10 protein-coding genes are annotated in these 12,935 nt (G+C 64.2%); all 10 read left to right on the plus strand.

Annotation, left to right across the window (positions count from 1 at the left end; genetic code table 11):
- Positions 1 to 161 precede the first annotated feature (161 nt).
- The 10 genes from pepN to DSOUD_RS17315 all read left to right on the plus strand — a co-directional run bounded on the left by pepN (position 162) and on the right by DSOUD_RS17315 (position 12,916).
- Complete coding sequence (gene pepN / locus DSOUD_RS17270) at positions 162 to 2,798, plus strand: aminopeptidase N (protein WP_053552165.1); 2,637 nt, start codon at positions 162 to 164, stop codon at positions 2,796 to 2,798.
- Positions 2,799 to 2,932: 134 nt separating this feature from the next.
- Positions 2,933 to 3,808 carry an SDR family oxidoreductase gene (locus tag DSOUD_RS17275; protein ID WP_053552166.1) on the plus strand — a complete coding sequence of 292 codons (876 nt, stop codon included), beginning with the start codon at positions 2,933 to 2,935 and terminating at the stop codon, positions 3,806 to 3,808.
- Positions 3,809 to 3,885: 77 nt separating this feature from the next.
- Positions 3,886 to 4,104 (plus strand): dodecin, encoded by a 219-nt coding sequence (locus tag DSOUD_RS17280; protein ID WP_053552167.1) that lies wholly within the window; start codon positions 3,886 to 3,888, stop codon positions 4,102 to 4,104.
- 105 nt (positions 4,105 to 4,209) lie between these two features.
- The gene (locus DSOUD_RS17285; protein WP_053552168.1) at positions 4,210 to 4,908 is read left to right on the plus strand and encodes an SDR family oxidoreductase; all 699 of its coding nucleotides are present in this window, start codon (positions 4,210 to 4,212) and stop codon (positions 4,906 to 4,908) included.
- Positions 4,909 to 5,025: 117 nt separating this feature from the next.
- Positions 5,026 to 6,339 carry a M23 family metallopeptidase gene (locus tag DSOUD_RS17290; protein ID WP_053552169.1) on the plus strand — a complete coding sequence of 438 codons (1,314 nt, stop codon included), beginning with the start codon at positions 5,026 to 5,028 and terminating at the stop codon, positions 6,337 to 6,339.
- 171 nt (positions 6,340 to 6,510) lie between these two features.
- A complete protein-coding gene (locus DSOUD_RS17295) occupies positions 6,511 to 7,008 on the plus strand; it encodes a ferritin-like domain-containing protein (protein WP_053552170.1) in 498 nt (165 codons plus the stop codon).
- Positions 6,995 to 7,339 (plus strand): hypothetical protein, encoded by a 345-nt coding sequence (locus DSOUD_RS17300; RefSeq protein ID WP_053552171.1) that lies wholly within the window; start codon positions 6,995 to 6,997, stop codon positions 7,337 to 7,339. The genes DSOUD_RS17295 and DSOUD_RS17300 overlap by 14 nt, the downstream gene beginning before the upstream one ends.
- 150 nt (positions 7,340 to 7,489) lie before the next feature.
- A complete protein-coding gene (gene radC / locus DSOUD_RS17305) occupies positions 7,490 to 8,176 on the plus strand; it encodes a RadC family protein (protein WP_053552172.1) in 687 nt (228 codons plus the stop codon).
- Positions 8,177 to 8,481: 305 nt separating this feature from the next.
- Entirely contained in the window at positions 8,482 to 10,863 is a 2,382-nt protein-coding gene (locus DSOUD_RS17310; RefSeq protein ID WP_053552173.1) for a peptidase U32 family protein, read from the plus strand.
- A 28-nt stretch (positions 10,864 to 10,891) separates the two neighbouring features.
- Complete coding sequence (locus tag DSOUD_RS17315; RefSeq protein ID WP_053552174.1) at positions 10,892 to 12,916, plus strand: GIDE domain-containing protein; 2,025 nt, start codon at positions 10,892 to 10,894, stop codon at positions 12,914 to 12,916.
- The last annotated feature ends 19 nt before the right edge of the window (positions 12,917 to 12,935 follow it).

Here is a 12,935-nt window from a genome sequence, read left to right on the forward strand (position 1 = left end):
GGAGCCTCGGCGCCCTTCGGCCAGGAAACCGGTCTCCTGAAGGGGAGCCTCTCCTTTTGATTATTTCCCCGTTTTCTAGTATCGTCTCCCCTGGCATTGCCTCCTCTTTCTTCCCGCCGAAGAAAGGGATAACGAGCCCATACTACGACAGGACGCTTCCCATGACTACACCCCAGGCTATTTATCTCCGGGACTATTCCCCCCCGGCCTATCTGGTCGAGACCGTCGACCTCCATTTCGACCTCGGCGACGACCTCACCCTCGTCCGCTCCCGCCTGGCCCTGCGGCGCAATCCCGACCTTTGCCGCGGGGAAAACGCCCTGGTTCTCCAGGGACGATGTCTCGAACTGAGGTCGCTACGCCTCGACGGCCGCACCCTGGCCGCCGAGGACTACCGACTCGACGACGAAACCCTGACCCTTGCCGGCGTCCCCGAGGCCTTTGTCCTCGAGGTGGAGACGGCGATCCGCCCCCGGGAGAATACCTCCCTGGAGGGGCTCTACCAGTCGAGCGGCAATTTCTGCACCCAGTGCGAACCCCAGGGATTCCGCAAGATCACCTACTACCCCGACCGTTCCGACGTCATGGCCCGCTTCACCACCACCCTCGTCGCCGACCGGCGCTTTCCGGTTCTCCTCGCCAACGGCAATCTGGTGGAGAAAGGGGATCTCGAAGGGGGTCGACACTTCGCCCGCTGGGAGGACCCCTTCAAGAAGCCGTCCTACCTCTTTGCCCTGGTCGCCGGCGATCTGGTGAAGATCGAGGACCGCTTCCGCACCCGCTCGGGGCGGGAGGTGACCCTGCAGATCTATGTCGAGGCGCGCAACGCCGACCGCTGCGCCCACGCCATGGCCTCCCTGCAGAAGGCGATGGCCTGGGACGAGGAGATCTACGGCCTCGAATACGACCTCGATATCTACATGATCGTCGCCGTCGACGATTTCAACTTCGGGGCGATGGAGAACAAGGGGCTCAACATCTTCAATTCCAAGTACGTCCTCGCCCGCCCCGACACCGCCACCGACGCGGACTACCAGGGGATCGAGGGGGTGATCGGGCACGAATATTTCCACAACTGGACCGGCAACCGCGTCACCTGCCGCGACTGGTTCCAGCTCAGCCTCAAGGAGGGGCTGACGGTCTTCCGCGACCAGGAGTTCTCCGCCGACATGACCTCGCGCCCGGTGAAGCGCATCGAGGAGGTGCGCCTGCTGCGCAACACCCAGTTCCCCGAGGACGCCGGCCCCATGGCCCACCCGGTCCGGCCCGCCTCCTACGTGGAGATCAACAACTTCTACACCGCCACGGTCTACAACAAGGGGGCCGAGGTGATCCGCATGTACCATACGCTCCTCGGCGACGCCGCCTTTTGCCGCGGCCTCGCCCTCTACCTCCGGCGCCACGACGGCCAGGCCGTCACCACCGACGACTTCCTGGCGGCGATGGCCGAGGCGGGACAGATCGACCTCGAGCAGTTCCGCCTCTGGTACAGCCAGGCCGGGACTCCCGAGCTCGCCGTGAAATGCGTCTACGACGAGGAGAGGCGCACCCTCACCCTCACCGTCCGCCAGTCCTGCCCGCCGACCCCCGGGGAGGCAGAGAAGGCCCCCTTCCACATCCCCCTGGCCCTGGGGCTCGTCGGCCGCAACGGATGCGATCTCCCCCTGCAGCTTGAAGGAGAGACGGAGGCGACGACCGGCACCCGAGTGTTGTCCCTGCACAATGAAGAGGAGACCTTTTGCTTCATCAACCTCCCCGAGGCCCCGGTCCCCTCGCTGCTGCGCAATTTCTCGGCCCCGGTGCGCCTGAAGACCGATCTCGACGACAACGACCTCGCCTTTCTCATGGCTTGCGACAACGACCCCTTCAATCGCTGGGAAGCCGGCCAGCAGCTTTCCACCCGCCTTCTGCTGCGCCAGGTCGAGGCCTTCGGCCGCGGCGAGACCCTCGTCCTCGACCCCCTCCTTCCCGGCGCCTTCCGCGCCCTCCTCGGCGATTCCGATGCCGACCCGGCCCTGATCGCCCTGGCCCTGACCCTGCCGAGCGAGACCTTTCTCGCCGAGCAGATGCCGGTCATCGACCCTTCGGCCATCCACGAGGTGCGGGAATTCTTCCGGCGACAACTGGCCACGGACCTGCGCCAGCTCCTTTTGGCCGTCTACACCGACCAGCAGGAGGACGGGCCCTACACCCCCGATCCGGCCGCCGTCGGCCGAAGGGCCCTGAAAAATCTCGCTCTCTCCTACCTGATGACCCTCGACGACCCGGCGCTGCGGTCCCTCTGCCTCAGGCAATTCAAGCGCGCCGACAACATGACCGACGTCATCGCCGCTCTCGGCGCTCTGGCCGGAAGCGCCACGGAAGAGGGGACGGCGGCTCTGGAGGATTTCTACCTCCGCTGGCAGAACGATCCGCTGGTCCTCGACAAGTGGCTCTCTCTGCAGGCCACCTCAAGACGGACCGACACCCTCGCCGAAGTCAGGCGCCTCCTCGGGCACCCGGCCTACAACGGCAAAAACCCCAACAAGGTCCGGGCCCTGGTCGGCGCCTTCTGCCAGGGGAATCCCGCCCGCTTCCACGACCCCTCGGGAGCCGGATACGCCTTCTGCGCCGATCAGGTTCTGGCCCTTGACCCCGTCAATCCCCAGGTCGCCGCCCGCCTCGCCGGCGCCTTCAGCAACTGGCGCCGCTTCGATCCGAAACGCCAGGCGCTGATGAAGGAGGAGCTCGAGCGGATCGCCGCCGTCGCCGGCATCTCCAGGGATGTTTACGAAATTGTTATGAAGAGCCTCGCCTGACAGGCCGAGCGGCGAACTCTCCGGCGGGGCCGAGCCCTCCTGAGCCGGGGAATCAACTTCAGGAAAAGGGCCGGGGGGGGGAGGAAATCCCCCTGGGCCGCCACCGGTCCCATTGCCATCAAGGAGAACGCTCCATGGAACAGGTTCTGATCATCGGCTGCGGCGACATCGGTCGCCGGGTCGCCGCCCTGGCCCTCGAACAGGGATCCCGCGTTGCCGCCCTGACCCGCTCCCCGGAGCACGCCGAGCGCCTCCGGTCCCTCGGCATCCATCCGGTAATCGGCGATCTCGACGGCGGCCTCCCCGTCCCCTCGTTGCCGACCAGGGGGGCGACGGTCTTCTACCTCGCCCCCCCTCCCGGCGGGGGCGACAGCGATCCGCGGGTCCGGGTCTTCGGAGCCTCCGTCGAGCCCGGAGAAGAACCGGCCCGGCTGATCTATCTCAGCACCACCGGCGTCTACGGCGACTGCGGCGGCGCCCGGATCGACGAGGAATCCCCGGTCAACCCCGAGACCGCCCGCGGCAGGCGCCGTCTCGACGCCGAAAAGCTCCTGTCTGCCTGGGGAGAGGGGCGAAACATCGGGGTGACGATCCTGCGGGTGGCGGGGATATACGGCCCCGGACGGCTCCCCCTCGACAAGCTCCGATCGGGTCAGCCGGTCCTCAGGGAGTCCGAGGCCCCCTGCAGCAACCGGATTCACGCCGACGACCTGGCGCGGGTCTGCCTTGCGGCGGCGGAACGGGGGCGGGCGGGAGCCATCTACAACGTCTGCGACGGGGAAGAGGGGACGATGACCGATTACTTCAACGCCGTCGCCGCCGCCTACGGACTCCCTGCCCCCCCGCAGGTCTCCCGCCAGGAGGCCCGCGAGGTCATGAACCCCCTCCTCTTCTCCTACAACAGCGAATCGCGGCGCATCGACAACCGCAGGATGCGCGAGGAACTCGGGGTCGAGCTCCTCTATCCGACCCTGGCCGCCGGGCTCTCGGCGATCCGGGCGCAGGAGTGAACCCCTTCCTCCCTTTACACCCCGGGGGCCGGTGCTAGTATTGAAAGCGACGTCCACCTTTGAAAAGGGAGAAAATCATGACTTACGGCGAAGACCGGATCTACAAGAAGGTTGAAATCATCGGCGTTTCCAAGTCGGGATTCGAGGACGCCATCCAGGTGGCGATCGCCAAGGCCCATAAGAGCCTGGAAGCCATCTCCTGGTTCGAGGTCATGGAAATGCGCGGTCACGTCGATACGGACGGCCGGGTCTGCGAATACCAGGTGGTGATCAAGGTCGCCTTCCAGCTCAAGTAATCCCGGCCTTCAGGGACGCAATCCACCAAACCAAACCGAAGTCTTGTCGGCCGTCATTGACGCGCGGACAGGACACTATTATTAAAAACCGTCCGGGAGGCGATCATGACATCGACCATATTGATCACCGGCAGCAACCGCGGGATCGGCCTCGAGCTGGTGCGCACCTTTGCCGACCACAACTGGCACGTCCTCGCCTGTTGCCGGCGGCCGCAGCAGGCCGTCGAACTTTCCGCTATAGCCGAAAAGAGCGGCGGGAGAGTGACGATCCACCCTCTGGACGTCGCTGACAGCGAGCAGATTCGCGCCCTGGCCGAGACCTGTGGCGACCTGAGCATCGACATCCTCTTCAACAACGCCGGCATCGCCGGCCCCTCCCCCCAGAGGTTCGGCCCCATCGACACCGGGGAGTGGCTGGAGACGCTGCGCATCAACACCCTCGCCCCCTACCAGATGGCCGTGGCCTTCGTCGAGCAGGTGGCGCGCAGCAGCCGCCGGATCATTGCCACCGTCGGCAGCCAGCTCGGCAGCATCGCCGACAACACCTCGGGGGGGCGCTACGCCTACCGCACCTCCAAGGCGGCGGTGCATATGGTGATGAAGGGCCTCGCCGCCGATCTGGCCGATCGCCGCATCACCTCGGTGGCTCTCCACCCCGGCTGGGTGAAAACAGAGATGGGAGGACCCCAGGCCCCCGTCTCCCCCGCCGAGAGCGCCGCCGGCCTTTACCGGGTGTTGGCGACCCTGACCCCGGAAGACAGCGGCAAACTCTGGAGCTGGGACGGCAGTCAGCTCCCCTGGTAGGAAAAAGGCCGGGGACCTCTCGAGACATATTGCCTCCGGAGGTCAATGGGGATAGGATAGCCACCCATTCTGCCGGTGCCCCCCTGAAGATCGAAACACCCCACAAGGACTTGGAATATGAAAAAACCGATTCTGCTCATGACCGTTCTGGTGATCGCCCTGGCCACCGGTGCCTTCTATTATTTCAGCGACACCCGGGGGCCGCAGATCCTCCTGAACCCCGATAGCGGCTCCGTCGCCCCCGGCCGGTCCCTGCGACTTTCGGCAAGCGACCCGGGATCGGGGCTGCGCTCTCTCAGGGTGGAAGCCATTCAGAAGGGGAAGACGGTCGTCCTCGTCGATGAGGCACCCGCCGTGGACAGTCCCCCTCAGGAGATGACCTTCACCCTGGAGAAGGCCGGACTCGAGGAAGGCCCCTTCGAACTCCTGATCACCGCCGTCGACCGCTCGATCTACCATTTCGGTTCCGGCAACACCACCTCGATCCGCGTCCCCCTGGAATGGGACAGCGCACCCCCCGAGGTGACGGTGTTGAGCACCTCCCACAATTTCAACCAGGGGGGAGCGGGACTGATACTCTATACCCTCTCCGAAGAGGTGGAAAAAAGCGGCATCGAGCTCGGCGAACGCTTCTTCCCCGGATACAAACAGCCGGAGGGTTTCTACGCCGCCCTCTTCGCCCTCCCCCACGACCTGGCAACGGACGAATTCAAACCGCGGCTGGTCGCCGTCGACCGGGCCGGAAACCGGGGACTCGGTCCCTTTTACTACCGCGCCAATTCACGCACTTTTGCCAAGACCCCCATTGTTCTCGACGCGCTCTTTCTCGAGACCAAGGCTCCCGAATTCAAACTCAGCTTTCCCGAAACCGACAATCCCCTGGACCTCTTTCTCAGGTTCAACCGCGAACTGCGGACGGCCAACCGCGCCTCCCTTCTCGACTACGGCCGGCAAACGGCGACCACTCCCCTTTGGCAGGGCCCTTTTCTGCGCCAGCCCGGGACGCAAACCCGCGGCCTCTTCGGCGAGCGCCGCAGCTATATCCACGACAAGACCGTCGTCGACGAGCAGGTTCATCTCGGCATCGACCTCGCCTCCGTCTCCCACGCCCCGGTCCAGGCGGCCAACAACGGCAAGGTGGTCTTTGCCGGAACCCTGGGAATCTACGGCAAGTGCGTCATCCTTGACCACGGCCTGGGGCTGCAGAGCCTCTACGGCCACCTCAGCCAGATCGGGGTCAAGGAAGGGGATGAGGTGAAAAAGGGAGAATTGCTCGGACGCTCGGGGATGTCGGGAATGGCCGGAGGGGACCATCTCCACTTCGGAATGATCGTCTCCGGAGTTCCGGTCAATCCCCTGGAGTGGTGGGACGCCTCCTGGCTGAAAAACAATATCGGCGACAAGTGGCAGGCGGCCGGCAAGGCGCTCTGATCCGAGGAAGCCACCGGTCCGTCCAGCCCTTCATCCGGCGGGTGATTCGCCTGTCCGCCCCGGCGGCGAGAATTTGCCGGAGCACCATTTGACATGGGGATGTTTTCGGTAATAATTGGGGAAAGACAAGCGATATTCGATACTTTGCCTGATGAAAAGGAGAAGAAGCGCATGCCCCAGGAATTCAACGTCCAGCAGGCCCTGAAACTGGCGATCCAGACCGAAAAAAACGTCATGGATTTCTACACCATGGCCGCCGAAATCACCAAAAATCCCCGGGGGAAGAAGGTTTTCACCCTCCTCGCCGGCGAGGAGCGGGAGCACGCCGGCCACTTCTTCGATCTCTACAAGGGGAAGGACCTGGGTACCTTCGATGAATTCATGGCGACCCCCCCCGGCAAGGATACGGCCATGCTTCACGATCTGAAAAAGGCCATCGACGACAAGGTTCATGAGCGCAAGGCGATGGAGATCGCCCTTCGCGAAGAGGAGGATCTGGCGAAAAACCTCCGCCTTACCGCCGCCAAGATCGTCGATCCGGTGGTGCGCTCCATCTTCGAAAAAATGGCCAAGGAGACCAGCGATCACTATGCGCTGATCGAGTCGGAGTACGCGCACCTCATGGGGATGGTTCATGAAACGGATATCGACATCTTTGTTCGCGAATAGCCCCCTCTTCGTCTCAACTCTCCTTCTGGTCCTTCTGGTGGTCCTCCCGGGCACGGCCCGGGCCGTGGAAGACCTGGGCGCTCACCGCGTTGGCGGCATGGAGGAGTTCCAGCGGGTGATCGACCTCCGCTGCACCGTCTGTCATACCCGGGAACGGGTCGATGAGGCCATCAAGAAGCGCGCCGCCCTGGAAAATCTCCAGAAACGCATGGTGGGCAAGGGTGCGGTTCTGAGCGAGCGGGACAGAAAGGTCCTCGGCACCTTCTGGGGAAGTCCCCTCAAGGAGAGGACCACCGAACTCCCCCCCCACGAAATCGAGACGCTGAAATAACATTCCCGGGCAAACGTAAGAAAAGCCGGGGCACCCCAAAAAGGGTGCCCCGGCTTTTTCATTGGCCTTCGTTAACTTTATCCTCACCATTCCGAAAGCTTCGTGCTAGAATCGCCCGACAAAATAACAACGCCTGTCGGGAGAGAGACCATGCAACGGATCAAGGACTGGCCAAAGGAGGAGCGCCCCCGGGAAAAGCTGCTACAGAACGGAGCCGAGACCTTGAGCAGCGCCGAACTTCTCGCCCTGGTGCTGCGCACCGGCGATGCCGCCACGGCCACCAGCGCCCTCGATCACGCGCGGCAACTGTTGAACCGCTTCGGCTCCCTGCGGGAGCTGGCCCGGGCCAACACGGCCGAACTCTGCGAACTCAAGGGGATCGGTCCCGCCAAGGCGGCGGAGTTGCAGGCGGTCTTCCAGATCGCCCGGCGCTTTGCCACCGAGGAGCTGCGCCCCGGAGATCGCTTCACCAGTTCCGCCGACGTCTTTGCCCACTATCACGAACGGCTGCGCGACTGCAAGCGGGAGGTCTTCTTCGCCCTCCTTCTCGACGGCAAGAACCGGGTGATCCGCGAAGTGCGCATCTCCGAGGGAAGCCTTTCGGCAAGCATCGTCCACCCTCGCGAGGTCTTCGCCCCGGTGGTCCGCGACTCGGCGGCGGCCGTTCTCTTTGTTCACAATCACCCCTCCGGCGACCCCACCCCGAGCCGCGAGGATATCGACATCACAGGGCGCCTGCGCCAGGCAGGCGAACTGATGGGGGTGCGGGTCCTCGATCACATCATCATCGGCAGCGGCGAATACGTCAGCTTCGTCGACCGCGGCCTGATGGGCTAGGAGCCTGTCGGATTATACGGGCCGAAGCGAAAAATTGGATATTTGAGGACAGATTCGAGCTCGTTTGAGAGCCAATAGCCGTCTCTATTGGTCGAAAAGGAGCTCGGATATGGCCCAAATAGGCGATTTTGCAGCCGGCTCATGGATAGTCCGACAGGCTCCTTGCCCTCTGAGTTTGCGGTTGCCTCCGCGCGACGGGGCATGGTATTTTTACAACAAGTCCTGATAAATTAAGGGCCGGGGTCTTTTTGAACCCGGCCCCTTTATTTCCCGGATCCGCCGCGGCGGACCCCCCCGGAGCACCGATGTCGAAACACCCTGCAGCCCGTCCCGAACTTCTCGCCCCCGCCGGAAGCCCCGAAGCGTTTTTCGCCGCCATGGAAGCCGGAGCCGACGCCGTCTATACCGGGCTCAAGGAGTTCTCCGCCCGGGCCAAGGCCAAGAACGTCTCTCTCGAAGAGTTGGAGAAGATGGTCGGCTACGCCCGCCCCCTCGGACGCAAGGTCTTTGTCACCCTCAACACCCTGGTCAAGGAGGGGGAGTTGCCGCTGCTGGTGGAGACCCTCTCGGCCCTGGAAAAAATGGCGGTCGGCGGGGTGATCCTGCAGGACCTCGCCGTATGGCGCCTGGCCCGGGAGCATTTTCCCGCCCTCGAGCTGCACGCCTCGACCCAGATGACGGTGCACAACGCCGCCGGGGTGCGGATGCTCGAGCGCATGGGCTTTTCCCGGGCCGTCCTCGCCCGGGAACTCTCCCTGACCGAAATCGCCGCCATCCGCAAAGAGACGACCATCGACCTCGAACACTTCATCCACGGCGCCCTCTGCTTCTCCTTTTCCGGCCAGTGCTACTTCTCCTCCTGGCTCGGGGGAAAAAGCGGCAACCGGGGGCGCTGCGCCCAGCCTTGCCGGCGCCGCTACCGCTACCGCCAGCAGGAGGGCTATTATTTCTCCACCAACGACCTCTCGGCCATCGACCTCCTCCCCGAGCTCTCCGCCGCCGGGGTGATGAGCTTCAAGATCGAGGGGCGGATGAAGAGCGCCGAGTATGTGGCCAGCGTCGTCGGCGCCTACCGCAAGGTCCTCGACGCGCCCCTTCCGCAGCGCGCGGAGGCGCTGCGCGAGGCCAAGGAGCTCTTGAAGCTCTCCTTCGGCCGCCTGCCGACCAAGGGCTTTCTCCCCGGCGGGATCCCCACCGACATCGCCATCCCGGCCCTCAAAGGGGCGACGGGGCGCTTTCTCGGCGACGTGACGGCGGTCAAGGGGGGAGCGGTCAGCTTCAAGACCCGGGACCGAATCCACGTCGGCGACCGCATCCGGATCCAACCGAAGACCGACCGGGCCGGGACGGCCTTCACCGTCAAGGAACTCCTTGTCGGCCAGCGCCCGGTGAAGGTCGCCCAGGCAGGGAGTCTGGTGACCGCCCCCTCGACCTTCAGGGGGGTCTTCCAGGTCGGCGACACCGTCTTCAAGGTCTCCTCCGAGCAGGCCTTCAACATGAGCGAACCCGCCTGCCGCCGCAAGCTCGCCCACGTCCCCCCCGCTCCGCGGCCGGCGCGCCTCTTCGTCGCTCTGCAGGACGACCTTCTTACCGTCCGTGCCGAAAACGGAGCGGAAGGCTTCGAACGCCGCTATGCCGTCGCGTCCTACCCCGCCAGCGACAGCCCGTTGAACGCCGCGACGCTGCGCGCCGTTTTCGAAAAGACCGGCGGCTCCCCCTTTGTCCTGGAGGACCTTTCCACCGGCGAGCTCCCTGCAGTCGTCATCCCCCCCAGCCGACTCAAGGAGATTCGCCGCGATTTCTACGCCGATCTCCTCCTGGCCGAGGAAACCCGGGAAAAGAAGGAGCGGCGCCACCAGGTCGAGGCCGCCCTGGGTGCGCTCCTCCCCGCCGCCACCCCGCGTCCGGCCCGGGAACGCCAGTTCACCGTCGGCATCCGCGACATCCGCGACGTCCAGATCGTCAACGACCCGGGGATCGACCGGGTTCTCCTCCCCCTGACGCCCGGCAACCTGCAGGGGTTCTACCGCCTCGGCCGGCGCCTGGCCGGCAAGGAGGCGAGCCTGGTCTGGGACCTCCCCTTCTTTCTCACCGACGGCCAATTGGGGGATTACCGGGAGGCGATCCGCACCCTGACCCAGGCCGGTTTCACCACATTCCGCCTCAACAATCTCGGTCACTTCGCCCTTTTCGACGGCCTTTCCGGGCTCACCCTGATCACCGGTTACCGCCTCTTTTCCCTCAACAGCCAGGCGCTCCTGGCCTGGCGGGAACTCGGCGCCACGGAGGCGACCCTCTACATCGAGGACGACAGGGAGAACCTCGGCGCCATTTTGCGGCGGGACGCCGGCATCACGCCGGCTCTCACCGTCTATTCGACGGTGGCCCTGATCACCTCGCGCATCCCGATCCGCAACGTGCGCTCCGACACCCCGGTCGTCTCCGACCGCGGCGACGGCTACCGCGTCGACAGCCGCAGCGGCCTCTCCGTCGTCACCCCGGAGAACGACTTCTCCCTCATCGGCCGTCTCGGCGAACTGCATAGCCTCGGCTGCGGCCGTTTTACCGCCGACCTCTCCCACCTCGGCCCTTTCTCCGAGGGGGGCAAGAGGGTTCTCGATGCCCTGCGCCGCGACACCTCCGTCCCGGGGACCTCGATCTTCAATTATGAGTCGGCGATGGAATAGGGACTCATTACCGCTGTGGGCATGCGGATTGCATCGTCCTCTCCGTATCGGCCACCCGGCTCTTGTCATCGTCGCCCGGACCACGGAATTCATGGATCAGGAACTCTACCTCATTGTCGAAAAGGAGGTCGGCATCGACGACCGATTGGGTCTTCTGTTGGCCGAAGGTTCCGTCAGCGACTCGTTGGACGCCTTTACCACCCGACAGCGTCTCACCGGGAGGGGGCTGGTTCTTTTTGCCAAGGGGCAGCGCCCCGACCTGGAGAAACCCGCCCGACGACTCCGCCGTCACGGCTTCAAATCCTGGCTTCTGCTCCCCTCCCCCCCCCGTTTCTCCCCGCCGATCCTTCGCAGCCTCTCCGCAGGTGAAGACGGCATTTCCTTCGAGACGCACCGGGAAAAGGTGACCCTGGGACGAGGCGAGGCGGTCCTGGCGGTCCTGGCCGATCTTTCCGGCAAGGTCATAGAAAAAGGTCTGCGGCGCCTCTTGGTGCAAAATGCCTACCGCGGCGTCGATCATGCCACGGAAATCAATGAAGACGAGCAATATCAGGCCATTCTCCGGGCCTCCCCCGTCCTCGACCTCTATCTTCTCGATGCAGAGGGCGCCGTCGTCTCTGTCCTGCGGGTTTTCCCCGGCAAATTCAATCCTGCAGGATTGGGGACGAGAGCAACCTACAGCTCCGCCGGCAACCTTGAGGGACTGCTCCATCTGACTCGCGAATACGCCGGAGATTTTACCCTGCGCACGGATTTTGGCCTGGCCCACCTCCCCGGATGCCTGCTTCAGGTGGAGGGGGGAGAGGAAGAACGCCAACGGGCCAACCTTCTTCGTCTCTCCCGTTTCGGCTCCCTGATGGTCGATCTGCGAAAAGAAGAGCTTCGCTCCCGCAAGGACCCGGCAGGCGACGGGGCGGCGGCTTTCTCGGCGACGACCGGTCTTGCTGCAGGCCCGGCAGGTCTCCTCCTCCAGGAAATGCTTTTCCCCGTCGGGACGGTCGGCTCGTCCGAAGGACCTGCCGCCACCAGGATCCCAGAAAAAAGGGAAGGGCTCCCTCTGCCGCCGCCACAAAAGAGGTCCGGGCGCTTCTCCGTGGGCAGAATATGGCTCGGCACCGGCGGGGCCGCTGCCGCCATTCTTCTGCCCCTGCTGGCCAACGGCAGCGCCTGGATGTGGTCAGCTCTGTACCAGGGAATACGCACCGGCATACTTCCGGCGATCGCCGCCGGCGGCCTCTTCGGAGGGGGCTTTTATTTCCTGCGCCTCAAGCGCCTGGTGGAGAATACGCCGACGAGCAAGACCCGCTCCGTCGCCATGGGCATGGTGGAGGTGCAGGGGCGAGCGGTGCGCCAGTATGCTCTGGTCTCACCCATGTCCCAGTTGGCCTGCGTCTTTTACCGGGTGCGAAAATACGTCCGAGGAGATAAGGGCAACTGGCGCCTGTCGAGCGAAACCGAGAGTGGTCAGGTCCCCTTCTTCCTCCAGGACGAAACGGGACGGGTCCAAGTCAACCCCGAGGGGGCGACGGTCAGACCCCGGACCAGGAGTGAAGGGCTCCCGGGGAGGATGGGACTCCTTATGGCGACATCGGGCATAACCGACGCCAACGAAAAGTGGGTTGAAGAGGTCATCGCCGAGGGGACTTATCTCTATGTCCTCGGTTTTGCCCGCTCCGGGGAGAAAACTCAGCTCTCTCTCAGGGAACAAACGATTGCCGCCCTGCGCAGTCTCAAGAGCGAGCCGCTGAAATTGAAACGATTCGACACCGATGGCGACGGACGTATCAGTCCGGAGGAGTGGGAAGGGGCCCGGGCGCAAATTGAGGCGGAGGTGGTCCGGCGCAGCCTGAGCAAAACACCTCAAGCTTCTCTCCAGGGGGACCGGATCGTCATTGCCCGTCCGCAGAGCAAAGGCCTCCCCTTCGTCATTGCCGAAACCGAATCGGAAGCGCATTTGACCCGCAACTACGCGCGAATCATTTTCCCCTTGCTGACCGGTGCCTTCGTCTCGGCACTCTGGGCTGTCGTCCAGATACTCAGGATTCTCAAATAACCTTAGCGGCAAAAACTTC

It is taken from the genome of Desulfuromonas soudanensis, assembly GCF_001278055.1.
Classification (GTDB): Bacteria; Desulfobacterota; Desulfuromonadia; order Desulfuromonadales; family WTL; genus Deferrimonas; species Deferrimonas soudanensis.